Origin of the sequence: Erwinia sp. S38 (genome assembly GCF_016624545.1) — a bacterium.
Taxonomy (GTDB): domain Bacteria; phylum Pseudomonadota; class Gammaproteobacteria; order Enterobacterales; family Enterobacteriaceae; genus Erwinia; species Erwinia coffeiphila.
Window position 1 is genome coordinate 249254 of record NZ_JACVTS010000005.1, and the last position, 25485, is coordinate 274738.

Below are 25485 nucleotides of genomic sequence, written 5' to 3' on the forward strand. Positions count from 1 at the left end.
GACGCGATACGAGGGAGCGTGATTACAGCTTGGCGAAACTGCGGCGTGCAGCAGAAATCGTGCGCTGGATATCCTCTTTACTGTGTGCGAGGGACATAAAGCCGGCCTCAAATGCGGAAGGTGCGAAATACACCCCTTCTTCCAGCATCAGGTGGAAGAAGCGCTTAAAGCGTTCCACATCGCATTTTGTCACGTCTGCGTAGCTGGTGACGGTCTTTGCATCGGTAAAGAACAGACCAAACATGCCGCCGACGTGGTTCACCACCAGCGGGATATTTTCCGCCGCGGCGGCTTCCAGCAGGCCTTCCGCCAGTTCAGTCGTCAGATCGGTCAGTGTGGCATGGGTACCCGGCTGAGATATTTCGGTCAGGCAGGCGTATCCTGCCGCCATCGCAATCGGGTTGCCGGAAAGCGTGCCCGCCTGGTAAACCGGACCAACCGGCGCCAGCGCATCCATCACCTCACGGCGACCGCCGAACGCGCCCACCGGCATACCGCCGCCGATGATTTTGCCCAGGCATGTCAGATCCGGCTCAACGTCGTAGTAAGCCTGCGCACCCGCCAGCGCCACGCGGAAACCGGTCATCACTTCATCGATAATCAGCAACGCGCCGAACTCATCGCACAGCGCGCGCAGGCCCGGCAGGAACTCCGGCAGCGGTGGGATGCAGTTCATATTCCCGGCCACTGGCTCAACGATGATACAGGCGATATCTTCCGGGTACTGCTCGAAGGCGGCACGTACGCTGTCGAGATCGTTATAGGTGCAGGTCAGCGTATGTTTGGCGAAATCGGCCGGGACACCCGGAGAGTTCGGCTGGCCGAGGGTCAGCGCGCCGGAACCGGCTTTCACCAGCAGGCAGTCGGCGTGGCCATGGTAGCAGCCTTCAAATTTGATGATTTTATCGCGGTGGGTGAAGCCGCGCGCCAGGCGAATGGCGCTCATGGTGGCTTCGGTTCCCGAGTTAACCATGCGCACCGTATCCATGGTCGGCACCAGTTCGGTGACCAGCTGCGCCATTTTCACTTCCATCTCGGTTGGCGCACCGAAGCTGAGGCCGCGCTCGGCCGCCTCGATCACCGCATTGCGAATAGCGGGATGGTTGTGACCGAGAACCATTGGCCCCCAGGAACCGACGTAGTCGATATAGGCTTTGCCGTCGGCGTCATACAGCCAGGCACCGTCGGCGCGTTCAATGAAGAGCGGCACGCCGCCGACGCCGGTAAAGGCTCGCACCGGCGAATTCACGCCGCCGGGGATGAATTGCTGCGCCTGAGCGTACAGGTTTTCAGACTTACTCATGGAACCGCTCCTGATTATTCATTAAAAAAACCCGTCTATTCTAAGGGAACACCTGCGCGAAACGAAAGGCAGAAAAAATTAACTCAGCGACTGCGCTTGTATTCCACACTATCTGCCCGCACTCTGAGTACGGTAGGGCAGCAGATAGGGATCACCGCACGGGGTGGTACAGCCATAACTTGATTGCTACCCCTGCGTATAAGATAATAGCCATAACAATGGTCGAATAATGACCTGTCAGGCAAATGGCCTGAGTGCATCCTGGAGTATTTTAAATGAGCGACGACGTAGCCGTACCCCTGCAGTTTACCGAAGCAGCGGCCAGTAAAGTGAAGAATCTGATTTCCGATGAGAACAACCCGGATCTGAAACTGCGCGTGTATATCACCGGCGGTGGTTGCAGCGGTTTCCAGTACGGCTTCACTTTTGACGATAAAATTAACGACGGTGACATGACTATCGAGAAAGCGGGCGTAGCGCTGGTTGTCGATCCGATGAGCCTGCAGTATCTGGTCGGCGGCGCGGTGGACTATACCGAAGGGCTGGAAGGTTCGCGCTTTATTGTGACCAACCCGAATGCGAAAACCACCTGCGGCTGCGGTTCCTCCTTCAGCATCTGATTGCTTCTCTTCTGAGATTACCCTGGCCTGCACGGTAAGGGTAATCACCCGGCACAGCGGTGCCGGGCAGGGCTTTACCATTCAACGGTGATGAGCCTTTTTTCCAGATCGGTTTCCGTTTTTGGGCTGAGAATCGCCTCGGTGATTTTCGGCTGAACGTCGTTGCGCGTGCCGCAGGCGACGGTGGGCAGGTGTGAGGTGGCTGACATACTGCCATTAACCTGGCACAGTGGTGCAATGATGGTGAGTTGCACACCAATGGTGCCGCTGGTCGCAGCCACACAGGTATGCGCCGCCATTATCAGTCCCAGAGACAGATAAACGGTTTTCATGATCTGATTTTCCTGATGTTTCAATAAGGCCTGTTGGCCAAAATCAGGTAGCTTGTGCGGCTGCACGGCTACCGTATTTCTTCTTCACGCTACTGGCCAAAAAGCGGCATTCAGTGCGCGATTCTTAACTGCGTTATGGGTATTTCTTACTTTCTGTCGGGCTGTAATTGGGCGCAAAGCTGCCGCGCGGCCTGAATGATGCGCGGCCCGGCCCGGCTGAACCAGTCGTCGTTGACCGTATAGACCGGAACCTTAAGCTGTGGTTGCCAGAACTGTTCAACCGTCACGGCCCGGGCGGCGTCACCCGGCATCACGATGGCCTGCGGCTGGCGCACCAGCACCTGCTCACGGCTGACCTGCGGCCAGGGCACGCGGCTGTCGGAAAAAATATTCTCTCCGCCGCACAGCCCGAGCACTTCGTTTTGCAGCGTGTTATCCGCTGCGGTAAACAGCGGCTTCATACCGAACTGCAAAAACACCCGCTTACGCTGCGGCTGGCGATAGCGCTGCTGAAGATCGTCGAACTGCTGCTGAAGTGTGGCAGCGGCCAGCTCTGCCTGCTGCGGCTGCGGGCTGTACTCTGCAAGCTGACGCAGGGTAGCGATAAGCTGTTCGATAGAGTCCGGGGCCAGCCACAGCACCTTCACGCCCAGCGACTGGAGCTGCTCGATCTGGCGCGGTGATGTTCCTCCGCGCCAGGCGATGACCAGATCGGGCTTCAGGCTCAGCAGCTTTTCGGTATTGATCCCCTGCCAGTTGGCCACGTGAACAATACTTTTTGCCACCGCAGGATAATCCGAATAGTCGCTCACACCGACCGGCGTGATGCCAGCCGCAAACGCCAGTTCGGTAAGATTGGGGGCCAGTGTGACCACCCGCTGCGGTGCCGCTGCTGCGGAGAAGGTCAGCCACAGCAGCAGGGCGATAAGGCCTTTAGCCATTGGCCAGGCGGGCCAGCAGCGTTTCAACCATCAGGGAAGACTGCGTGGCGGCAACGGCCAGGAACTCGTCAAAGCTGAGGTGGGATTCTTTATCCGCCACATCGGAGATCGCGCGGACGACCACAAACGGCGTGCTGAACTGATGGCAAACGTGGCCGATTGCCGTGGCTTCCATCTCGACGGCGATCGCCTGCGGGAAGGTGCCGCGAATGCGCGCCAGCGGCTCTGCACCGTTGATAAAGGCGTCGCCGCTAACCACTAGGCCGCGTACCGCATTCAGCTGCAGATCGCTGATGCACTGTTCTGCCGCCGCAATCAGCTTATCGTTGGCTTTAAACGCTGCCGGGCAGCCGGCCATCTGGCCCGGCTCGTAGCCGAAGGCGGTAACGTCGGCATCGTGATAGCGCACTTCATCGGAAACGACGATATCACCGACTTTCAGCGACGGGGCCAGGCCACCGGCAGAACCGGTGTTAATAATGAAGTCGGGTTTACACAGTTCCAGCAGCAGCGTGGTGCCCAGCGCGGCGGAGACTTTACCAATGCCGGATTTCAGCAGGGCCACCTCGACGCCGTTTAACGTACCGGTATAGATTTCGCAGCCTGCCAGCGTGAGCGTTTGACGGTTTTCAATCTTGTCACGCAGCAGCGTCACTTCCTGTTCCATTGCACCAATAATGCCTGCTTTCATGGGGATACTCGCTATTTCAGTGGAATTTTTCGTGGTTTTCGGCGCATAGTCTATCATGGCAACATGATGGAAATAACAGGGAACTCCGGATGACCGGGATCGACTTTCGCAAAAAAATTAACTGGCAGCGCTGCTATCGTCCCTATGAAGGTGAGAAGGACGAGCACGAGATCCTGCGCATTTTTGAAAGCGAGCGCGGGCGGATCGTTAACTCGGCGGCCATTCGTCGGCTGCAGCAGAAAACCCAGGTCTTTCCGCTGGAGCGCAACGCCGCGGTACGAACCCGGCTGACGCACTCGCTGGAGGTGCAGCAGGTGGGGCGCTATATCGCCAAAGAGGTGCTCACCCGACTGAAGGAGCAGGGGCAGCTGGAACAGCTGGGGCTGTCGCAACTGACCGGGCCGTTTGAAAGCATCGTCGAGATGGCCTGCCTGATGCACGATATCGGCAACCCGCCGTTTGGTCATTTCGGCGAGTCGGCGATTAACGACTGGTTCCGCCAGCGGTTGGATGCTGACTGGCAGCCGCAAAGTGCCACTGCCGATCGCTGTGAGGTGGCGGTTTTACGCAGTAAAGAAGATGGCCTTGACCCGCTGCGTGCAAAGATTCGTCAAGATTTATCTCACTTCGAAGGTAATGCGCAGGCGATCCGCATGGTACATACGCTGATGAAAATGAATCTGACGTGGGCGCAGGTCGGCTGTATTTTAAAATATACGCGCCCCGCCTGGTTTACCGGCGATATCCCCGTCAGCCATCGTTATTTGATGAAAAAGCCGGGGTATTATCTCGCTGAAGAAGAATATGTCGCAAATTTGCGGCAGGAATTAGATTTAGAGCCACACTGCCGTTTCCCACTGACCTATATTATGGAAGCGGCGGATGATATTTCTTACTGCGTTGCCGATCTGGAAGATGCGGTAGAAAAAAATATTTTTACCGTTGAGCAGCTTTACGAGCATTTATACCGGCTTTGGCCGAAACATCAGTCCGATGACCTGTTTTCTGAGGTGATTACCGTTGCGCTGGAGAAGTCGCGCAGAACGCCCGCCGACCGTTGCAACGAAGACCAGTTCTTTATGTATTTACGGGTGAATACCGTTTCTCGCCTGGTGCCGCATGCTGCAAATCGTTTTATCGATAATCTTCCCGAGGTCTATCACGGCGAGTTTAATGAAGCCCTGCTGGAGGACGGCAGCCCGCACAGCCTGCTGCTGGATATCTTTAAGAAAGTCGCTTTTCGCCATGTTTTTAACCATCCCGAGGTGGAACAGCTGGAGCTACAGGGATATCGCGTGATCAGCGGGCTGCTGGATATCTACCGTCCGCTGCTGCTGCTGACACAGCAAGAATTTAGCGAGCTGGTTGAAAAAGATTATCTGAAAGGATATCCGATCGAAACGCGGCTTTTTCATAAGCTGTCTACCCGTTTCCGCCAGGCCTATAATGAAGCGGTTGAACGGCTGGATAAAACCCCCGCTGAGACCGAAATCTGGGAATATTATTATCGCGCCCGCCTGTTGCAGGATTACATTAGTGGAATGACCGATCTGTATGCCTGGGATGAGTACCGCCGTTTGATGGCGGTAGAATAAAAATGCCAGTGATGAGTTTTGTAAAGATGCACAATAATTTTTTACTTTTCATCAATATTCAAACATGAACTTCGCGCTAAAAAATTAATCTCAATGACACGACCGCAGCAATGGTTACTTAACTGAATCACTTGAGAATCCAACGAATGAAAAAAACAACGTTAGCACTAAGCGCACTGGCCTTCAGCATTGGACTGGCAATGAGCCCTGTTACCGCCAGTGCCGCTGAAACCGCGTCATCAACAACCTCCACTCAGCAGCTGCCAAGCCTGGCACCGATGCTGGAAAAAGTGATGCCTTCCGTGGTCAGCATTAATATCGAAGGTAGCACCACCGTGCGGACTCCACGCCTGCCGCAGCAGTTCCAGCAGTTCTTTGGCGATAATTCTCCGTTCTGCCAGGACGGTTCGCCATTCCAGAGCTCGCCAATGTGCCAGGGCGGTCAGGGCGGTGCGGGCGGTGATGATACGCAGCAGCAGAAATTCCGCGCGCTCGGTTCCGGTGTGGTGATTGATGCCGCTAAAGGCTATGTGGTGACCAACAACCACGTGGTGGATAACGCCACCAAAATTTTGGTGCAGCTGAGCGATGGCCGTAAGTATGACGCGAAGGTGATTGGTAAAGATCCGCGCTCTGATATCGCGCTGATCCAGCTGAAAGATGCCAAGAATCTGACTGCAGTGAAAATTGCCGATTCCGACAGCCTGCGCGTAGGTGATTATACCGTAGCTATCGGTAACCCTTACGGTCTGGGTGAAACCGTGACCTCGGGCATCGTATCCGCGCTGGGCCGCAGCGGCCTTAACGTTGAAAACTACGAGAACTTTATTCAGACCGATGCCGCCATCAACCGGGGTAACTCCGGCGGTGCGCTGGTTAACCTGAACGGTGAACTGATCGGGATCAACACGGCGATCCTGGCACCGGACGGCGGTAACATCGGTATCGGCTTCGCTATCCCCAGTAATATGGTGAAAAACCTGACCAGCCAGATGGTTGAGTTCGGCCAGGTGAAACGCGGCGAGCTGGGAATTATGGGTACCGAGCTGAACTCCGAGCTGGCGAAGGCGATGAAAGTCGATGCCCAGCGCGGTGCGTTCGTCAGCCAGGTGCTGCCGAAGTCCTCTGCGGCGCAGGCCGGGGTGAAAGCCGGTGACGTGATTGTCTCGCTGAATAAAAAGCCGATCTCCAGCTTTGCCGCGCTGCGCGCCGAAGTCGGCTCGCTGCCGGTGGGAACCAAGATGGAACTGGGCCTGATCCGCGACGGCAAGCCGCTGACGGTCAACGTTGAGCTGCAGCAGGGCGCGGGCGTGAAGGTGGATTCCGGCACGATTTACACCGGTGTTGAAGGGGCGGCACTGAGCAACTACGACAGTAAAAACGTTAAGGGCGTGAAGGTCGACAGCGTGAAAGCCGGTTCGGCTGCGGCGCGTATTGGCCTGAAGAAAGACGATATCATCCTCGGTGTTAACCAGCAGCCAATTACCAACCTTGGTGAGCTGCGTAAAATTCTGGATGCCAAACCGTCCGTGCTGGCGCTGAATATTCAGCGTGGTGACAGCTCTATTTATCTGCTGATGCAGTAAGCTCAGAATAACGGCCGGCTATCCGGCCGTTTCTGACGGACAATAAAAAAACGGTGCTAATAAATAGCACCGTTTTTTTTTAATTCTGCCGAACGGAATAAATTAGCGACCGCCGCGGGTCAGCTTATCCAGGTCAGATTCGATCTCAGCGATTTTATTGGATACCACGCTTTCCAGATGACGCAGATCGTCAAGGATTTTGCGTTTCAGATCGACTTCAACCTGGTCACGCTGGCAGATCTGATCCAGTTCATCAATCACATAGCGCAGGTTTGGGCTGATTTCCTGAATCTCTTTGTAGCCCTGGCTGGCGTTATCGGCCACCACGGTTTTACGCTGGCGCGGATATTTGAATTTTACACTTTTGGCAAAGAACTCGCCTTTATCCTTGCGGAAATAGATTTTCAGGATGTCGTTATTCGCTTCCTGACGCAGGCTGTAGCGATCGATATCTTCGGGCGAAGAAATACCCAGACCTTTTAAATTATCATACATAGCATCGGTTCCTTATAACTCAGGTGAAGATCCGGCTGCGCGTGGTGACTACTGCGTTGTGCAGAGCTGGCCTTCCTCACGTACCGGGTACGCTGAGGTGGCTGCGCGCTTACGCCTTGTCTTCACTTAGCTCATGTGTTTCAAACAACGGTGTATCCAGAGGATGCATCTGAAACAGTCAGGATCGTTTAAAATTAATACTGGAATTAACTGGCGCGGATTATACGCCTGGAATGTGCGCAATATCACTATCTGATGAAAGGCAAAAAAGCGGTTGTGTAACGGAAAAGCGTAAAGAAAAAATTACGGGCCGCCGCAGCGGCCCGCAGATAAATCAGTCGATGGTACGCAGCAGCTCGTTAATACCGACTTTGCCACGGGTTTTCGCGTCAACTTTCTTCACGATCACCGCGCAGTAAAGGCTGTAGCTACCGTCTTTAGACGGCAGGTTGCCGGAAACCACTACGGAGCCAGCAGGTACGCGGCCGTAGTGAACTTCACCGGTTTCGCGGTCATAGATTTTGGTGCTCTGGCCGATGTAAACGCCCATGGAGATCACTGCACCTTCTTCCACGATCACGCCTTCGACGATCTCAGAACGCGCGCCGATGAAGCAGTTATCTTCAATGATGGTTGGGTTAGCCTGCAGCGGCTCAAGTACACCGCCGATGCCCACGCCGCCTGACAGGTGAACGTTTTTACCGATCTGCGCGCATGAACCCACGGTCGCCCAGGTATCCACCATTGAGCCTTCATCAACATAAGCACCGATGTTGACGTAAGACGGCATCAGAACGGTGTTGCGAGCGATGTAGGCACCCTGGCGTACTGCGGCCGGTGGTACAACGCGGAAGCCTTCTTTTTTGAAACGCGCGTCGTCGTAGTCAGCGAATTTCATCGGAACTTTGTCGTAGTAACGGCTCTCTGCGCCATCAATTACCTGATTGTCATTGATGCGGAAAGAGAGCAGAACGGCTTTCTTCAGCCACTGATGCGTCACCCACTGGCCGTCAATTTTTTCTGCGACACGCAGGGCACCGCTGTCCAGCAGGGCGATAACCTGGTTAACCGCTTCACGGGTAACGGTGTCAGCATTCGCTGGGGTGATGTCAGCACGGCGCTCAAAGGCCGCTTCAATAACACTCTGTAACTGTTGCATGGTTTCTGCTTTCCTGGTTCTGCCATCCCGTGAAACCGCATAACAATGCGGTTTATAAGGCATTGCGGGGTGGCGAGGTTAAAAAGTAAATCCGGGTCACACTTTATCGTTTGGATTAAGGGCCTCTGTCAACCGTTGTTGCAGCACTTCGCGCATTTCTGCATCTAATGCCCGCCGATCGCTGTTGGCGAGGATAAATAAATCCTCTACCCGTTCCCCAATCGTACTGATCCGTGCCCCGTGCAGCGAAATATTCAGGTCGGCAAAAACTTCCCCTACGCGGGCAAGTAATCCTGGCTGATCGAGGGCGATGAGTTCCAGGTAGGTGCGGCGATCGGTGTGGGTTGGCAGAAAATTAACCTCGGTATCGACATTAAAGTGCTTCAGCCGCGCCGACTGGCGACGGGCACGTGGAGGCTGCCAGCTGCTCTGGGTGATTGCCTGTTCCAGTGCGTGGCGGGTCAGCTCATGCCGATCGGCCGACAGCGGGCTGCCGTCTGGCTCCAGCACGATAAACGTATCCATGGCCATGCCGTCGCGGCTGGTAAAGATTTGCGCGTCGTGAACGCTGAGGTTGCGGCGATCCAGCTCACCAGCAACGGCGGCAAACAGATAAGGGCGATCCGGGCTCCAGATAAAGATCTCGGTGCCGCCGCGCGTCGCCTGCGGGCTGACGAGGATCAGCGGCTGGTCGAGATCGTGCTTCATCAGATGGCGAGCGTGCCAGGCCAGCTGATTCGGCGTGTGTCGCAGGAAGTAATCCGCGCGACAGCGCCCCCAAATCTGATGTAGTGCCTCTTCGTTAATATTGTCCATCCGCAGAAGGGCCAGCGCCTGCAGGCGGTGGTGGCGCACGCGTTCGCGCAGGTCAGGGCTGTTTTCCATGCCCCGACGCAGCTGTTTCTCAGTAGCGAAGAACAGCTCGCGCAGCAGGCTCTGCTTCCAGCTGTTCCACAGGGTTTCATTGGTGGCGCAGATATCGGCGACGGTCAGGCAGACCAGATAGCGCAGGCGGTTTTCGTTCTGCATCACTTCGGCAAACTGCTGAATAACGGTCGGGTCCTGAATGTCACGGCGCTGGGCGGTGACCGACATCAGCAGGTGGTGGCGCACCAGCCAGGCAACCAGCTGGGTTTCCCGCGAGTTCAGGCCGTGCATCTCAGCAAACTCCAGCGCATCCTGCGCGCCGAGAATAGAATGGTCGCCGCCGCGTCCTTTGGCAATGTCGTGGAACAGGGCGGCCATCAGCAGTAGCTCCAGCTGCGGCAGGCGCGGCCACAGCTCTACGCAGAGTGGATGAAGAGAGCGGGTTTCTTCGTTGGCAAAGCTTTCCAGCTTTTGCAGCACGCGAATGGTGTGTTCATCAACCGTGTAGGCGTGGAACAGGTCGAACTGCATCTGGCCGACAATGTTGCTCCACTGCGGCATATAGGCCCACAGCACGCTGTGGCGATGCATCGGAACCAGCGCCCGGCTGACCGCCCCCGGATGGCGCAGAATCGACATAAACAGCTCGCGGGCAATCGGAATGGTGCACAGCGGCTGTTTCAGGTTACGCCGCGCATGGCGAAGATGGCGCAGCGTAGTGGAGTAAATACCGGTGATTTTTGGCGTGCGCACCATGGTGTAAAACATGCGCATAATCGCTTCCGGCTCGCGGTTGAACAGGTTTTCATCACGCAGGTCGATAAGCGAACCGCGCAGCTGGAAATTATCGTCGATCGGCCGCGGCTTTTCGTCGGTCGGCAGGGCCAGAATCGCTTCATCAAACAGCTGTAGTAGCATCTGGTTCAGCTCGCCCACCCGGCGGGTGACGCGGAAGAAATCCTTCATCATCCGCTCAACCGGTTCATTGCCTTCGCCCTGATAGTTCAGGCGTCGGGCAACGTTGAGCTGGCGGTCAAACAGCAGGCGGTTATCGTAGCGGGTCAGCGTCAGGTGCAGGGCGAAGCGAATCCGCCACAGAAAGCTCTGGCATTCGTTGAGTTCATTGCGTTCGGCCTGAGTTAAAAAGCCAAAGCCGACCATCTCATCCAGGGACGTTGCGCCAAAGTGGCGGCGCGCAACCCACAGCAGGGTGTGAATATCGCGCAGGCCGCCAGGGCTGCTTTTGATGTCTGGCTCAAGGTTATAGCTGGTGCCGTGATAACGTTTATGGCGCTCCTGCTGTTCGCTAATTTTTGCCGCGAAGAAGCGGTCGGAAGGCCAGAAACCATCGCTGAAGACGTTTTTCTGCATCTCCAGAAACAGCGCCAGATCGCCGGTCAGCATGCGCGACTCAATCAGGTTGGTCGCCACGGTCAGATCGGACAGCCCTTCCAACAGGCACTCTTCCAGCGTGCGTACGCTATGGCCGACTTCAAGGCGGAGGTCCCACATTAGCGTCAGCAGATCGCTGGTACGCTGTGCGTCAGCATCGGAAAGCGGCTTGCGGCTGAGGATCAGCACATCAATATCGGAGAGCGGATGCAGTTCACCGCGCCCGTAGCCGCCGACCGCAACCAGGGCGATACCTTCTTTTTCCGGGAAGCCAAAGAAGCGCCACAGACGGCGCAGCAGCCGATCGATGAACAACGTGCGTGCGGCAATCAGGCTTTCCGCATCCTGGCCTGCATCGAAGGCTCCGGCCAGATGTTGCTGAAAGTTATCCAGATGAGTCTTCAGGAATTCGCGAGTGATTTCAGCATCTTCCCAAAGTATGGGCGACTTGGTTAATATTTTCAGCGTGCTGGCATCGGTCACATCTTTATTCATTTCACCGCTCCGGACAGATACTGCAGACATTAAAAAAGCCGGCGGGTGCCGGCTTCAGACTCACTGTAAGGGTCGATTTTACGGCGATTAGCCTTCGTGCGTCAGAACGGACGGAAGGGTTTCATCTTTACGCAGCGTCATAATTTCGCAGCCGTTTTCCGTTACTACAATAGTGTGTTCATACTGCGCGGACAAGCTGCGATCTTTGGTTTTTACCGTCCAGCCGTCTTTCATCGTACGAATGCGGTAGTCACCGACGTTGACCATCGGTTCAATGGTGAATGCCATACCTGCCTGTAATACTACGCCGCCGTCATCGGCATCGTAATGCAGAACCTGAGGTTCTTCATGGAAGCCTTTACCAATACCGTGGCCGCAGTATTCGCGCACCACCGAGAACTGCTCGGCTTCAACAAATTTCTGAATTTCACGGCCAAGGGCGCGCAGACGAATGCCCGGCTTAACCATGCGCAGCGCCAGATACAGGCTCTCCTGGGTGACACGGCACAGGCGTTCGCCCTGAATAGTTGGTTTACCGACGATAAACATGGTGGAGGTATCGCCGTGATACTCATCCTTAATGACCGTCACGTCAATGTTGACTACGTCGCCATCCTTCAGGATTTTTTCATCGCTTGGAATACCGTGGCACACCACTTCGTTGACCGAAATACATACCGATTTCGGGAAGCCGTGATAGCCGAGACAGGCGGAAACGGCCTGCTGTTTGTTGACGATGTGCTCGTGGCACAGGCGGTCCAGCTCTCCGGTGCTTACGCCGGGTTTAACGTGAGGTTCAATCATCTCAAGAACTTCGGCTGCGAGGCGACCGGCCACGCGCATTTTTTCGATTTCTTCAGGTGTTTTAATTGAAATTGCCATTCATTAAGTCCGCATTTGTCGTCATTTTCGACAATAATAAAGAAAGTGCTGCAATGGTAACAGCCCGTCCGGACGCTGCCAATTGTCGTTTATGGCGAAGCTTGTTCGGTATCGGTAAGGGCGATGCAGCGCAGCGTAAAGCGGCAACAACTATTGGCGTCAACGGCTGCTTTATGGTATAAAGCGCGCCGACGATTCTTTGTTCGGTGGATTTCTCCCCGTCTGAGAACGCGAAAATCTCACTTTGTGTAAATAACACACACGTATCGACACCTTACTCCGGGGTGCCCAAAAGCGTTAACGCTTTTGTGGTCGGTTGTATGGGATACGTGGAGGCCTAACCCCAATCAATCTATTTAGAGGTAATCATGGCAACTGTTTCCATGCGCGACATGCTCAAGGCTGGTGTTCACTTCGGTCACCAGACCCGTTACTGGAACCCGAAAATGAAGCCATTCATCTTCGGCGCACGTAACAAAGTTCACATCATCAACCTTGAGAAAACTGTACCAATGTTCAACGAAGCTCTGGCTGAGCTGAACAAGATCGCTGCTCGTAAAGGCAAGATCCTGTTTGTTGGTACTAAGCGCGCTGCAAGCGAAGCGGTAAAAGATGCTGCTCTGAGCTGCGACCAGTTCTTCGTTAACCACCGCTGGTTGGGTGGTATGCTGACTAACTGGAAAACCGTTCGTCAGTCAATCAAACGTCTGAAAGATCTGGAAACTCAGTCTCAGGACGGTACCTTCGACAAACTGACCAAGAAAGAAGCGCTGATGCGCAACCGTGAACTGGCCAAGCTGGAAAACAGCCTGGGCGGTATTAAAGACATGGGCGGCCTGCCAGACGCACTGTTTGTTGTTGATGCAGATCACGAACACATCGCTATCAAAGAAGCAAACAACCTGGGTATCCCAGTATTTGCTATCGTTGATACTAACTCTGATCCAGACGGCGTTGACTTCATTATCCCTGGTAATGACGATGCAATCCGTGCTGTTAGCCTGTACCTGACTGCAGTGGCTACCACTGTACGTGAAGGTCGCTCTCAGGACCTGGCTCAGCAGGCAGAAGAAACCTTCGCCGAAGCTGAGTAATAAGGCTTGCTCTTAACAGAGCCCTTATCAATCAGATGTAAATCTGTAAGGGGCCAGAATGGCCCCTTTATTTTTTCGACTTCGCTTTGCCGTTTGTCACAATCGGCGAGGCAGAATGTATCTCCCGAGAAATAGACATGTGATGTGGACTTGCCCGATGGCGAGCTGCAGCAGATGCTGACTAACCGAGGATTAGAGAATGGCTGAAATTACCGCTGCTCTGGTAAAAGAACTGCGCGAGCGTACTGGCGCTGGCATGATGGATTGTAAAAAAGCACTGACCGAAGCGAGCGGCGACATCGAGCTGGCGATCGAGAACATGCGTAAATCTGGCGCGATCAAAGCCGCTAAGAAAGCAGGCAACGTTGCTGCTGACGGCGTGATCAAAACCAAAATCGTTGGTAACTACAGCGTGATTCTTGAAGTTAACTGCCAGACCGACTTCGTTGCTAAAGATGCTGGTTTCCAGGCGTTCGCTGATAAAGTGCTGGATGCCGCAGTTGCTGGCAAAATCACTGACATCGAAGTGCTGAAAGCACAGTTCGAAGAAGAGCGTGTTGCGCTGGTTGCTAAAATCGGTGAAAACATCAACATCCGTCGCGTATCTTCTCTGGAAGGCGAAGTGCTGGGTAGCTACCTGCACGGCGCACGTATCGGCGTTCTGATCTCTGCTAAAGGCGCAGACGAAGAGCTGGTTAAGCAGCTGGCAATGCACGTTGCAGCAAGCAAGCCAGAATTCGTTAAGCCAGAAGACGTTTCTGCAGAAGTGGTTGAGAAAGAGTACAAGGTTCAGCTGGACATCGCCATGCAGTCCGGTAAGCCGAAAGAAATCGCAGAGAAAATGGTTGAAGGCCGCATGAAGAAATTCACCGGCGAAGTTTCTCTGACCGGCCAGCCTTTCGTTATTGACCCAAGCAAAACCGTGGGCCAGGTTCTGAAAGAGCACAATGCTGACGTTGTTAACTTCATCCGCTTCGAAGTGGGCGAAGGTATTGAGAAAGTTGAGTCTGACTTCGCAGCAGAAGTTGCTGCCATGTCTCAACAGTCTTAATCGCGATAAAGGAACCGCCAAACGGCGGTTCTTTTTTGCCTGCCTCTGGCGCAGCGCAATTTCAGTCTCATCCCAATAGCATTCTTCTCCTGCTTCCAGGATGATACCGCACAGTTTATACCCCTTTTTTCGATGATTGCTTCCAGGAAAAAACACCATGGCGACTAATGCAAAACCCGTATATCAACGTATCCTGCTGAAACTGAGTGGCGAAGCACTGCAAGGCGCAGAAGGCTTTGGTATTGATGCCAGCGTTCTGGATCGCATGGCTCAGGAAGTGAAAGAGCTGGTTGAACTGGGCATTCAGGTGGGCGTGGTCATCGGTGGGGGGAACCTGTTCCGTGGTGCTGGCCTGGCACAGGCCGGCATGAACCGCGTTGTTGGTGACCACATGGGTATGCTGGCAACCGTGATGAACGGCCTGGCAATGCGTGATGCGCTGCACCGCGCCTATGTGAATGCTCGCCTGATGTCGGCAATCCCGCTGAACGGCGTTTGCGACAACTACAGCTGGGCAGAAGCGATTAGCCTGCTGCGTAATAACCGCGTGGTGATTTTCTCTGCCGGTACTGGTAATCCGTTCTTTACCACTGACTCCGCAGCCTGCCTGCGCGGCATCGAAATCGAAGCCGATGTGGTGCTGAAAGCCACGAAAGTGGATGGCGTTTATTCTGCCGATCCGGTGAAGAACCCGGATGCAACGCTGTATGAACAGCTGACCTATACTGAGGTGCTGGATCAGGAACTGAAAGTGATGGATCTGGCCGCCTTTACGCTGGCGCGCGATCACCAGCTGCCTATCCGCGTGTTCAATATGAACAAACCTGGCGCACTGCGTCGCGTGGTAATGGGCGAAAAAGAAGGCACGCTGATTACGCATTAATATCAGTCTGCATTTAAAATGGTTAAAATAAGGTATATTCTGCCAGTCAGGGTTATCCTTCATACTCTAAATAATTCGATCTGCGGCAAAGCCGTGAGTCAGCGGAAGCACCGAAAGCGGTGTGACCGGGGTGAGTGGTGACAGCAAACGCACCTGCAGCTTGAATTATGACGCGTATACATATATTTGAACGGCTTCCGGCGCTGCCGGATGCTGGTGGATCAAACAGAATCCAAGGGTTTCAACGTGATTAACGACATCAAGAAAGATGCAGAAGTACGCATGGATAAATGCGTAGAAGCATTCAAAAACAACATCAGTAAAATTCGTACCGGCCGCGCATCGCCGTCTATTCTTGACGGTATTATGGTCGAATACTACGGGTCTGCGACCCCGCTGCGCCAGCTGGCAAGCGTCACAGTCGAAGACTCCCGCACGCTGAAAATCAACGTGTTTGACCGCTCAATCAGCACTGCGGTTGAAAAAGCGATTATGTCTTCTGACCTCGGTCTGAACCCAATGTCTGCGGGCACCGATATCCGTGTTCCACTGCCAGCGCTGACGGAAGAACGTCGTAAAGATCTGATTAAAATCGTTCGCGGTGAAGCAGAGCAGGGCCGTGTGTCCGTGCGTAACGTGCGCCGTGATGCCAACGACAAAGTCAAAGCGTTGCTGAAAGACAAAGAAATCAGTGAAGACGATGACCGTCGTTCACAGGAAGACATCCAGAAAATGACCGATGTTGGTATCAAGAAAATTGATGCTGCACTGGCCGAGAAAGAAGCGGAGCTGATGGAATTCTGATTTCATCATGATCCGATGAAACGCCGTACAGATCGCCTTTCCTGGGAACGGACGATCTGGCGGCGTTTTGCATTTACTCATTCCCCCAAAGAGCGGTTTTGCCTTTCCCTGGTTGCCGCCTGTGACGGGTCACTACACAGAGCAGCCTCATGAAGCAATTGACCATTCTCGGTTCGACCGGTTCAATCGGCACCAGTACGCTGGCCGTCATTCGTGCTAATCCTCATCTGTTTTCCGTCAGGGCACTGGTTGCCGGGCGTAATGTTGAACTGATGGTTGAGCAGTGCCTGGAATTTCGCCCCACTTATGCCGCGATGTCGGATGAGCAGGCAGCGATAGAACTGCGCCTGCGTCTGCAGAGCCTTAACGTGAAGACGGAAGTGCTGAGCGGCGAGCAGGCGGCCTGCGATCTGGCCTCGCTCGATGATGTCGATCAGGTGATGGCAGCGATTGTCGGCGCGGCGGGTTTACTGCCGACTCTGGCGGCCATTCGCGCCGGTAAGCAGGTGCTGCTGGCAAATAAAGAAGCGTTAGTGACCTGCGGACGTCTGTTCCTTGATGCTGTCAGCGCATCAAAAGCTCAGCTTTTACCCATTGATAGTGAACACAATGCGATTTTTCAGAGTTTGCCTGCTTCCTTACAGCAGCAGTTAGGGTACGCTTCTCTCGAGGAAAATGGCATCGATAGCATTATCCTCACGGGGTCAGGTGGCCCCTTCCGCGATACACCGTTGGCCGAGCTTCGCCACGTGACGCCAGATCAGGCGTGTGCGCATCCGAACTGGTCTATGGGAAGAAAAATCTCCGTTGATTCGGCCACCATGATGAACAAAGGCCTGGAATATATTGAAGCCCGCTGGTTGTTTAACGCCACGGATGCGCAGATGGAAGTCATTCTGCATCCGCAGTCCGTTATCCACTCGATGGTTCGCTACCGTGACGGCAGCGTGATTGCACAGCTGGGGTCACCGGATATGCGTACGCCAATTGCCCATGCGATGGCGTGGCCGGAGCGCGTTAACTCAGGTGCTCCGCCGCTGGATTTCACCCGCATGAAGGCACTCACTTTTGCGGAGCCGGACTACGTACGTTATCCGTGCCTGAAGCTGGCAATCGATGCGAGTCTTGCCGGACAGGCGGCGACTACCGCGTTGAATGCGGCCAATGAGATCGCCGTTGCGGCGTTTCTGGCATCGCAAATCCGCTTTACCGATATTGCAGCACTCAATGTTGCGGTACTGGAAAAACTGTCCAGCCAGGAGCCGCAAAGCGTAGAGGCGGTACTCGCTATCGATCGCGAAGCGCGTGCTTTGGCGACGTCCCTGGTACCTCGTTTTTCTGCTCCCTCGGCGTAACGCGATTTCGCGCGTCGCCATTTGTGGGCACCGGGAGGAGATGATATAGTCTCCGCCCACCGAACAGAGGTACTACGTGATAAAGCGGATGAGCCAACCCTTTTTGCACGAATTTTGTGCTGTGCGGGTGAAATATTCCAAAGCCGTTGTATTTCTGAACAAGGAAATCATTACGCGTTATGTCGTCCGAAAATTTATTACAAAGCGATGACCAGACGGGGCTGAAGCCTCGCCATGTGGCCATCATTATGGATGGCAATGGCCGCTGGGCTAAAAACCAGGGTAAGCTGCGCATTTCCGGCCATAAAGCGGGGGTTAAATCCGTGCGCCGCGCCGTCAGTTTCGCCGTCAGCAATAAGCTGGACGCGCTGACGCTGTATGCCTTCAGCAGCGAAAACTGGAATCGTCCGCAGCAGGAAGTTCTGGCTTTGATGGAGCTGTTTGTCTGGGCACTCGACAGCGAAGTAAAAAGTCTCCATAAGCATAACGTCAGACTGAGAATTATCGGTGACATTAGTCGCTTTAATTCCCGTTTGCAGGAACGTATTCGCCGCGCTGAGGAACTTACTCAACAAAATAATGGACTAACGCTCAACATAGCCGCGAATTATGGCGGTCGTTGGGATATTATCCATGGTGTCAGAAAATTGGCCGAGCAGGTCCAGGAAGGTCTTCTTCGCCCCGATCAGATTGGGGAAGAGACGCTGGAACCTTATCTTTGCCTCAATGAACTGGCCCCTGTGGATTTAGTAATAAGGACTGGGGGAGAGCATCGCATCAGTAACTTCCTGCTGTGGCAAGTCGCCTACGCAGAGTTCTGGTTTACTGATACTCTCTGGCCTGATTTTGATGAACAAGTTTTTGAAGGTGCACTGAATGCGTTTGCACAACGAGAGCGCCGATTTGGCGGCGCAGCACCCGGCAGCGTATAGGCGCACTGGGGGTAATCTTTGCTAAAGTCTCGCCTGATTACCGCATTTATTTTAATTCCGATTGTGATTGCAGCGCTGTTTCTGCTGCCACCGTTAGGATTTGAGATCGTCATTTTAGTGATTAGCATGCTGGCTGCCTGGGAATGGGGGCAGTTCTCCGGCTTTGCTTCGCGTTCGCAGCGGATCTGGCTGGCGCTGCTTTGCGGCTTGCTGCTGGCATTTATGCTCATCACTCTTCCTGCTTATCAACATTTGGTTCAGCTGCCACAGGTTAGTGGTGCGCTCTGGCTCGCCTTAGGCTGGTGGATTGCGGCGCTGCTGCTGGTGCTGTTCTACCCGGGCTCCGCAGCGCTCTGGCGGACATCTAAGCCGCTAAGACTGATATTTGGTTTGCTCACGATAGTACCGTTTTTCTGGGGCATGCTGGCGCTACGCCAGTATCATTACGAAGCTGACCACTTCGCCGGTGCCTGGTGGCTACTGTACGTGATGCTGCTGGTATGGGGCGCCGATTCCGGTGCCTATATGTTTGGTAAGCTGTTTGGCAAACATAAGCTGGCACCGAAAGTTTCTCCGGGTAAAACCTGGGAAGGTTTTATCGGCGGGCTGGTCACCTCTGCGTTGCTCTCGTGGTTGTTCAGCGCGTTTGCTCCACTTGAGGTTTCCTTAGGCACGCTGTTGGTTTGCTCTATCGCGGCCGCACTGGCCTCGGTGCTGGGCGATTTGACCGAGAGCATGTTCAAGCGTGAAGCGGGCATCAAGGACAGCGGTAATCTTATTCCCGGCCACGGTGGCATCCTCGACCGTATTGATAGCCTGACCGCGGCGGTTCCTGTTTTTGCCTGTCTTCTACTGCTGGTGTTTGGGACTCTGTAGGGAAACATTATGTTGAGCGTACTCTGGAGTCTTGCTGCTTTTATCGTTGCGCTGGGGATTTTAATCACCGTGCATGAGTTTGGTCACTTTTGGGTGGCCCGCCGCTGTGGCGTCAAAGTCGAACGTTTCTCGGTCGGCTTTGGTAAGGCCCTGTGGCGTCGTCGTGATAAGCAGGGAACAGAGTACGTTATCGCCCTGATCCCACTCGGCGGCTACGTCAAGATGCTCGATGAGCGTGTTGAGAGCGTGCCGCCGGAGCTTCGCCATCAATCCTTCAACAACAAAACCGTTCTTCAGCGCGCTGCTATTATTGGCGCCGGGCCAATGGCCAACTTCATCTTTGCTATCATTGCCTACTGGCTGGTATTTATCATCGGTGTTCCCGGTGTTCGACCGGTTATTGGTGAAATAACCAGCAATTCGCCGGCTGCAATCGCGCAAATTACCCCAGGCATGGAACTTAAAGCCGTTGACGGTATCGAAACGCCTGATTGGGATGCTGTGCGTATGGCACTTGTTGCGAAGATTGGTGATGAAAGTACCACCGTCAGCGTAGCGCCGTTCGGTAGCGATCGGACAAGTGACAAACGCATCGATCTGCGCAACTGGCAGTTCGAACCCGATAAGCAGGATCCGGTTGTGGCCCTGGGTATTCAGCCCCGCGGACCACAGATAGAAACGACACTGGCTCAGGTGCAGAAGAATTCCGCGGCAAGTAAGGCGGGTTTGCAAGCGGGCGACAGGATCGTTAAAGTCAGTGGTCAGCCGCTGGACCAGTGGCAGGATTTTGTGACGACAGTGCGTGATAATCCGGGAACGGCGATTGCACTGCAGGTTGAACGTCAGGGTGGCACGGTTGATTTAACGCTGACCCCGGACATCAATCCGCGTAATAAGGCAGAAGGGTTTGCCGGGGTAGTCCCGCGGGTTATTCCACTGCCCGATGAGTACAGAACGGTACGACAGTATGGACCGTTTGCCGCTATCGGTGAGGCCAGTGCAAAAACCTGGCAGCTGATGAAGTTAACGGTAAGCATGCTGGGTAAACTGATTGTCGGTGATGTGAAACTGAACAATCTCAGCGGGCCGATTTCTATCGCCCAAGGGGCTGGGATGTCAGCGGAGTATGGCTTGATTTATTATCTGATGTTCCTCGCTCTGATTAGCGTGAACCTTGGCATAATCAACCTGTTCCCACTGCCGGTGTTAGATGGTGGACATCTGTTATTCCTGGCGATCGAAAAGATCAAAGGGAAGCCGGTGTCCGAGCGAGTTCAGGACTTCAGTTATCGTATCGGCTCTATTTTGCTGGTGCTGTTAATGGGGCTTGCACTATTCAATGATTTCTCGCGCCTCTAGGAGCTCAGGAATCAGCCAGCGAAGGTCACAACAGACCGGCGTGAGCTGAAATCCCCTTAAGCGATGAGAACCAGTTAGGAAGAATGCATAACAACGATGGCGATGAAAAAGTTGCTCATAGCGTCGCTGCTGCTTAGCAGCGCTACCGTATACGGTGCAGACGGATTCGTAGTGAAGGATATTCATTTCGAAGGCCTGCAGCGAGTCGCCGTCGGTGCGGCATTGCTCAGTATGCCAGTCCGCGTGGGAGACACTGTCTCCGATGAAGATCTCAGTAATACTATCCGCGCACTTTTTGCGACCGGGAATTTTGAAGACGTTCAGGTCCTGCGCGACGGCAACACGCTGATTGTTCAGGTTAAAGAGCGTCCGACGATTGCCAGCATCACTTTCTCCGGCAATAAAGCGGTGAAAGAGGACATGCTGAAGCAAAACCTCGAAGCTTCAGGCGTGCGTGTGGGTGAAGCACTGGATCGCACCACCATCTCCTCGATTGAAAAAGGACTGGAAGACTTCTACTACAGCGTCGGTAAATACAGTGCCAGCGTTAAAGCAGTGGTAACTCCGCTGCCGCGCAACCGTGTTGACCTGAAGCTGGTGTTTACCGAAGGTGTTTCCGCACAGATTCAGCAGATCAACATCGTTGGTAACAAAGCCTTCAGTTCCGAAGAGCTGATCTCCCGCTTCCAGCTGCGCGATGAAGTGCCGTGGTGGAACGTGGTGGGCGATCGTAAATACCAGAAACAGAAACTGGCCGGTGACCTTGAGACGTTGCGCAGCTTCTATCTGGATCGCGGCTATGCTCGTTTCAACATCGATTCCACCCAGGTCAGCCTGACGCCGGATAAAAAAGGCATTTACATTACCGTTAACATCACCGAAGGCGATCAGTACAAGCTCTCTGGCGTGACGGTAAACGGCAATCTGGCAGGGCACTCGGCGGAGATCGAAGGGTTGACTAAAATCACCCCGGGTGAACTCTATAACGGTGCCAAAGTGACCCGTATGGAAGACGATATCAAGAAGCTTCTGGGGCGTTATGGCTATGCCTATCCGCGCGTTCAGACGCAGCCTGAAATCGACGACAGCAATAAGACCGTTAAACTGCATGTGAATGTGGATGCGGGTAATCGTTACTACGTGCGCAAAGTTCGCTTCGAGGGTAACGATACTTCGAAAGACTCCGTGCTGCGCCGCGAAATGCGCCAGATGGAAGGGGCATGGTTGGGCAGTGACCTGGTTGAGCAGGGCAAAGAGCGTCTGAACCGCCTTGGCTACTTCGAAACCGTGGACACCGAGACACAGCGTGTTCCAGGTTCGCCGGATCAGGTTGACGTGGTCTATAAGGTAAAAGAGCGTAACACCGGTACGCTGAACTTTGGTATCGGCTACGGCACCGAGAGTGGCGTCAGCTTCCAGGTGGGTGTGACCCAGGATAACTGGCTCGGTACCGGTAATACCGTTGGTATCAGCGGAACCAAAAACGATTACCAGACCTATGCTGAATTCTCACTGACCGACCCGTACTTTACGGTCGACGGTGTCAGCCTGGGCGGTCGTATTTTCTACAACGACTTTAAAGCTGATGATGCTGACCTGTCTGACTATACCAACAAGAGCTATGGTTTAGACGGCACGCTGGGCTTCCCGGTGAACGAAAACAACACCCTGCGTGTGGGACTGGGTTATGTGCATAACAGCCTGTCTAACATGCAGCCGCAGATTGCTATGTGGCGCTATCTGCGTTCTGTTGGGCAAAATCCAACAATTGCGGGTGACGAAGATTATTCGGCCGATGACTTCACCTTTAACTACGGCTGGACATACAACACGCTGGACCGCGGTTTCTTCCCGACGTCCGGTAACCGTACTAACCTGAATGGTAAAATCACCATTCCTGGTTCAGACAACGCCTTCTATAAGGCAACGCTGGATACGCAACAGTATCTGCCGCTGAATCAGGATCGTACCTGGGTGATGCTGGGTCGTGGCCGCGTAGGTTATGGTGACGGGCTCAGCAGCAAAGAGCTGCCGTTCTATGAGAACTTCTATGCCGGTGGATCCAGCACCGTGCGTGGCTTCCGTTCCAATAACATTGGTCCGAAAGCGGCATACCTGAACAACGGTTCTTCAGACTGTTCCGGCACTGACGTGAACAAAGTCTGTAACTCAGACGATGCGATCGGTGGTAACGCCATGGCTGTCGCCAGCCTTGAGCTGATTACGCCAACGCCATTTATCAGTGAGAAGTACTCGAACTCGGTACGTACGTCACTGTTTGTGGATGCGGGTACGGTCTGGGATACTAAGTGGGAAAACACCGCCGAAACGCGTGCGGCAGGTATTCCTGACTATAGCGATCCAAGTAACATTCGTATGTCTGCCGGCTTAGCGTTGCAGTGGATGTCACCTTTAGGTCCTCTGGTGTTCTCCTACGCTCAGCCGTTTAAAAAGTATGATGGAGATAAAGCCGAACAGTTCCAGTTTAACATTGGTAAAACCTGGTAATTCGGTGTAGCAAGGAAGTACGCAAAAGAGTATCGCGCAGTTAAGTGATGGCCTGCTTAAGCAGGCCATACAATGCGCAACACATGTGTCCATGACACAAACGTTGATGGTAAGGAGTTTATAGTGAAAAAGTTGTTGTGTGCCGCAGGTCTGGGTATTGCTATGGCGGTTTCCGCTGGAGCCCAGGCAGCTGACAAAATTGCAGTGGTGAACGTTTCCAGCATTTTCCAACAGTTACCAGCGCGTGCGACCGTTGCGAAGCAGCTTGAGAATGAATTCAAAGGCCGTGCTACCGAACTTCAGGGCATGGAACGCGATCTGCAAACTAAAATGCAGCGTTTACAGCGTGACGGTTCTACCATGAAAGCCAGCGATCGTAGCCGTCTGGAAAAAGACGTGATGGCGCAGCGCGAAACCTTCTCAACCAAAGCGCAGGCTTTCGAGCAGGATAACCGTCGTCGTCAGGCTGAAGAGCGCAACAAAATTCTGACCCGCATCCAGGATGCAGTGCAGAAAGTTGCTGATAGCGAAGGCTATGATGTGGTTATCGATCAGAATGCCGTAGCCTACTCGGCTAAAGCAAAAGACATCACTGCAGATGTACTGAAACAGGTTAAATAATACATGTCTTCAATTCGACTGGCTGATTTAGCCCAGCAGTTGGATGCAGAATTGCACGGAGATGGCGATATCGTCATCTCCGGCATTGCTTCTATGCAATCCGCTCAAACCGGTCAGATCACTTTCCTTTCCAACAGCCGTTATCGTGAACAGCTGGCTACCTGTCAGGCGTCTGCCGTGGTGCTGTTAGAAGCAGACCGCGAATGCTTTGCTGGCGCGGCTCTGGTAGTGAAAAATCCTTATCTGACCTATGCCCGTATGGCGCAGCTGCTGGATACGACACCGCAGCCGGCCACCGCTATCTCGCCGCACGCAGTGATCGATCCTACTGCGACTTTGGGCAAAAATGTCTCGATTGGCGCAAATGCGGTGATCGAATCCGACGTCGTGCTGGGCGATAACGCGGTTATCGGTGCTGGCTGCTTCGTTGGGAAAAAAGCACGAATTGGTGCCGGTAGCCGCCTTTGGGCCAATGTGACCGTTTACCACGAAGTGCAAATCGGCAGCGATTGCCTGATCCAGTCAGGTACAGTCATTGGTGCTGACGGTTTCGGCTATGCCAACGATCGCGGCAATTGGGTGAAAATTCCCCAGCTCGGCACGGTCATTATTGGCGATCGCGTTGAGATCGGCGCCTGTACCACCATCGATCGTGGTGCGCTGGATAACACTCAAATCGGGAATGGTGTTATCATAGATAATCAGTGCCAGATTGCACACAATGTTGTGATCGGTGACAACACTGCTGTTGCAGGCGGAGTGATTATGGCTGGCAGTCTTAAGATCGGTCGTTACTGCATGATCGGCGGTGCCAGCGTAATTAATGGTCATATGGAAATTTGTGACAAAGTAACCGTCACTGGAATGGGAATGGTGATGCGACCAATCACCGAACCTGGGGTATACTCTTCGGGGATTCCACTGCAGCCCAACAAAACCTGGCGCAAAACTGCAGCGCTGGTGATGAACATCGACGAACTGAGCAAACGCTTGAAGGCCGTCGAACGCAAGGTTGATAAAGACTGAGCGACGATTCACCACTTACGCTGCCCAGCTTTCATAAATAGAACATGCTAAGCAGGGAAAGCCAAGCGCACGGAAATGATTTGCGGCCTGCTAACGATCTCCGATTGTTGCAGGCCGTGTTATTGATGCCATCAGAATGTTTAGGACAGGAAGAGTATTTTGACTACTGAAACTCATACTCTGAAGATTGAAGAGATTATTGAACTACTGCCGCACCGCTACCCGTTTCTGCTGGTCGATCGCGTGCTTGAGTTTGAAGAGCACAAGTATCTGCGTGCGGTGAAGAACGTCTCGGTTAACGAACCGTTTTTCCAGGGCCATTTCCCTGGTAAGCCGATTTTTCCAGGCGTGTTGATCCTGGAAGCGATGGCTCAGGCCACGGGAATTCTGGCGTTCAAGAGCGTAGGGAAACTGGAACCGGGTGAGCTGTACTACTTCGCCGGAATTGACGAAGCGCGTTTTAAGCGCCCTGTAGTGCCTGGTGACCAGATGATCATGGAAGTGACCTTCGAGAAAACCCGCCGTGGGTTAACGCGCTTTAAGGGCGTGGCAACCGTTGACGGTAAAATTGTCTGCGAAGCAACAATGATGTGTGCCCGCAGCCGGGAGGCTTAATTC

Annotated in this window: 24 protein-coding genes; 16 read left to right on the forward strand and 8 right to left on the reverse strand. The window is 53.9% G+C overall.

Annotation, left to right across the window (positions count from 1 at the left end; all coding sequences use genetic code 11):
• Positions 1 to 22 precede the first annotated feature (22 nt).
• A complete protein-coding gene (gene hemL / locus IBT46_RS08290) occupies positions 23 to 1303 on the reverse strand; it encodes a glutamate-1-semialdehyde 2,1-aminomutase (RefSeq protein WP_200545289.1) in 1281 nt (426 codons plus the stop codon).
• 275 nt (positions 1304 to 1578) lie between these two features.
• Here hemL and erpA point away from each other — a divergent pair, with 275 nt between their 5' ends.
• Positions 1579 to 1923 carry an iron-sulfur cluster insertion protein ErpA gene (gene erpA, locus IBT46_RS08295; protein WP_105595431.1) on the forward strand — a complete coding sequence of 115 codons (345 nt, stop codon included), beginning with the start codon at positions 1579 to 1581 and terminating at the stop codon, positions 1921 to 1923.
• Positions 1924 to 1997: 74 nt separating this feature from the next.
• On the opposite strand, the gene IBT46_RS08300 is transcribed toward erpA, so the two are convergent.
• From IBT46_RS08300 to mtnN, 3 genes are all read right to left on the reverse strand, one after another.
• Entirely contained in the window at positions 1998 to 2255 is a 258-nt protein-coding gene (locus IBT46_RS08300) for a hypothetical protein (protein WP_200545290.1), read from the reverse strand.
• A gap of 146 nt (positions 2256 to 2401) precedes the next feature.
• Positions 2402 to 3196 carry a vitamin B12 ABC transporter substrate-binding protein BtuF gene (gene btuF / locus IBT46_RS08305; protein WP_200545291.1) on the reverse strand — a complete coding sequence of 265 codons (795 nt, stop codon included), beginning with the start codon at positions 3194 to 3196 and terminating at the stop codon, positions 2402 to 2404.
• Complete coding sequence (gene mtnN / locus IBT46_RS08310) at positions 3189 to 3887, reverse strand: 5'-methylthioadenosine/S-adenosylhomocysteine nucleosidase (protein ID WP_200545292.1); 699 nt, start codon at positions 3885 to 3887, stop codon at positions 3189 to 3191. The genes btuF and mtnN overlap by 8 nt, the downstream gene beginning before the upstream one ends.
• Positions 3888 to 3976: 89 nt before the next feature.
• Between mtnN and dgt the strand changes: the two genes are divergently transcribed.
• Positions 3977 to 5482 carry a dGTPase gene (gene dgt / locus IBT46_RS08315; protein WP_200545293.1) on the forward strand — a complete coding sequence of 502 codons (1506 nt, stop codon included), beginning with the start codon at positions 3977 to 3979 and terminating at the stop codon, positions 5480 to 5482.
• A 146-nt stretch (positions 5483 to 5628) separates the two neighbouring features.
• Positions 5629 to 7068, forward strand: a complete 1440-nt coding sequence (gene degP / locus IBT46_RS08320) for a serine endoprotease DegP (RefSeq protein ID WP_200545294.1) — start codon at positions 5629 to 5631, stop codon at positions 7066 to 7068.
• Between the two features lie 102 nt (positions 7069 to 7170).
• Here the strand turns inward: degP and IBT46_RS08325 are convergent, their stop codons facing one another.
• The 4 genes from IBT46_RS08325 to map all read right to left on the reverse strand — a co-directional run bounded on the left by IBT46_RS08325 (position 7171) and on the right by map (position 12358).
• Positions 7171 to 7563, reverse strand: coding sequence for a DUF3461 family protein (locus IBT46_RS08325; protein ID WP_200545295.1), 393 nt, complete (start codon positions 7561 to 7563; stop codon positions 7171 to 7173).
• Positions 7564 to 7897: 334 nt separating this feature from the next.
• A complete protein-coding gene (gene dapD, locus IBT46_RS08330; RefSeq protein WP_105595437.1) occupies positions 7898 to 8722 on the reverse strand; it encodes a 2,3,4,5-tetrahydropyridine-2,6-dicarboxylate N-succinyltransferase in 825 nt (274 codons plus the stop codon).
• Positions 8723 to 8818: 96 nt separating this feature from the next.
• Positions 8819 to 11476 (reverse strand): bifunctional uridylyltransferase/uridylyl-removing protein GlnD, encoded by a 2658-nt coding sequence (gene glnD / locus IBT46_RS08335; RefSeq protein WP_200545296.1) that lies wholly within the window; start codon positions 11474 to 11476, stop codon positions 8819 to 8821.
• 87 nt (positions 11477 to 11563) lie between these two features.
• A complete protein-coding gene (map, locus tag IBT46_RS08340) occupies positions 11564 to 12358 on the reverse strand; it encodes a type I methionyl aminopeptidase (RefSeq protein WP_200545297.1) in 795 nt (264 codons plus the stop codon).
• On the opposite strand from map, the gene IBT46_RS08345 reads away from it, so the two are divergent.
• From IBT46_RS08345 to fabZ, 13 genes are all read left to right on the forward strand, one after another.
• Complete coding sequence (locus IBT46_RS08345) at positions 12346 to 12540, forward strand: hypothetical protein (RefSeq protein WP_200545298.1); 195 nt, start codon at positions 12346 to 12348, stop codon at positions 12538 to 12540. The genes map and IBT46_RS08345 overlap by 13 nt on opposite strands.
• Positions 12541 to 12726: 186 nt before the next feature.
• A complete protein-coding gene (gene rpsB, locus IBT46_RS08350; protein WP_105595440.1) occupies positions 12727 to 13452 on the forward strand; it encodes a 30S ribosomal protein S2 in 726 nt (241 codons plus the stop codon).
• A gap of 199 nt (positions 13453 to 13651) precedes the next feature.
• On the forward strand, positions 13652 to 14503 hold the full coding sequence (gene tsf / locus IBT46_RS08355) for a translation elongation factor Ts (RefSeq protein WP_105595441.1): 852 nt from the start codon (positions 13652 to 13654) through the stop codon (positions 14501 to 14503).
• Between the two features lie 157 nt (positions 14504 to 14660).
• The gene (pyrH, locus tag IBT46_RS08360; protein WP_105595442.1) at positions 14661 to 15386 is read left to right on the forward strand and encodes a UMP kinase; all 726 of its coding nucleotides are present in this window, start codon (positions 14661 to 14663) and stop codon (positions 15384 to 15386) included.
• 246 nt (positions 15387 to 15632) lie between these two features.
• A complete protein-coding gene (gene frr, locus IBT46_RS08365) occupies positions 15633 to 16190 on the forward strand; it encodes a ribosome recycling factor (RefSeq protein WP_200545330.1) in 558 nt (185 codons plus the stop codon).
• 149 nt (positions 16191 to 16339) lie between these two features.
• Entirely contained in the window at positions 16340 to 17545 is a 1206-nt protein-coding gene (gene ispC, locus IBT46_RS08370) for a 1-deoxy-D-xylulose-5-phosphate reductoisomerase (RefSeq protein ID WP_200545299.1), read from the forward strand.
• A gap of 179 nt (positions 17546 to 17724) precedes the next feature.
• A complete protein-coding gene (gene ispU / locus IBT46_RS08375) occupies positions 17725 to 18477 on the forward strand; it encodes a (2E,6E)-farnesyl-diphosphate-specific ditrans,polycis-undecaprenyl-diphosphate synthase (RefSeq protein ID WP_200545300.1) in 753 nt (250 codons plus the stop codon).
• Between the two features lie 18 nt (positions 18478 to 18495).
• Positions 18496 to 19353 carry a phosphatidate cytidylyltransferase gene (gene cdsA, locus IBT46_RS08380; RefSeq protein WP_105595445.1) on the forward strand — a complete coding sequence of 286 codons (858 nt, stop codon included), beginning with the start codon at positions 18496 to 18498 and terminating at the stop codon, positions 19351 to 19353.
• Positions 19354 to 19362: 9 nt separating this feature from the next.
• Entirely contained in the window at positions 19363 to 20712 is a 1350-nt protein-coding gene (rseP, locus tag IBT46_RS08385; RefSeq protein WP_200545301.1) for a sigma E protease regulator RseP, read from the forward strand.
• Between the two features lie 96 nt (positions 20713 to 20808).
• Entirely contained in the window at positions 20809 to 23220 is a 2412-nt protein-coding gene (bamA, locus tag IBT46_RS08390; RefSeq protein WP_200545302.1) for an outer membrane protein assembly factor BamA, read from the forward strand.
• Between the two features lie 123 nt (positions 23221 to 23343).
• Positions 23344 to 23841 carry a molecular chaperone Skp gene (skp, locus tag IBT46_RS08395; protein ID WP_200545303.1) on the forward strand — a complete coding sequence of 166 codons (498 nt, stop codon included), beginning with the start codon at positions 23344 to 23346 and terminating at the stop codon, positions 23839 to 23841.
• Positions 23842 to 23844: 3 nt separating this feature from the next.
• Positions 23845 to 24867: a UDP-3-O-(3-hydroxymyristoyl)glucosamine N-acyltransferase gene (gene lpxD / locus IBT46_RS08400; RefSeq protein WP_200545304.1), complete on the forward strand. Its 1023-nt coding sequence runs from the start codon at positions 23845 to 23847 to the stop codon at positions 24865 to 24867.
• Between the two features lie 159 nt (positions 24868 to 25026).
• Positions 25027 to 25482: a 3-hydroxyacyl-ACP dehydratase FabZ gene (gene fabZ / locus IBT46_RS08405; RefSeq protein ID WP_105595450.1), complete on the forward strand. Its 456-nt coding sequence runs from the start codon at positions 25027 to 25029 to the stop codon at positions 25480 to 25482.
• Positions 25483 to 25485 lie beyond the last annotated feature (3 nt).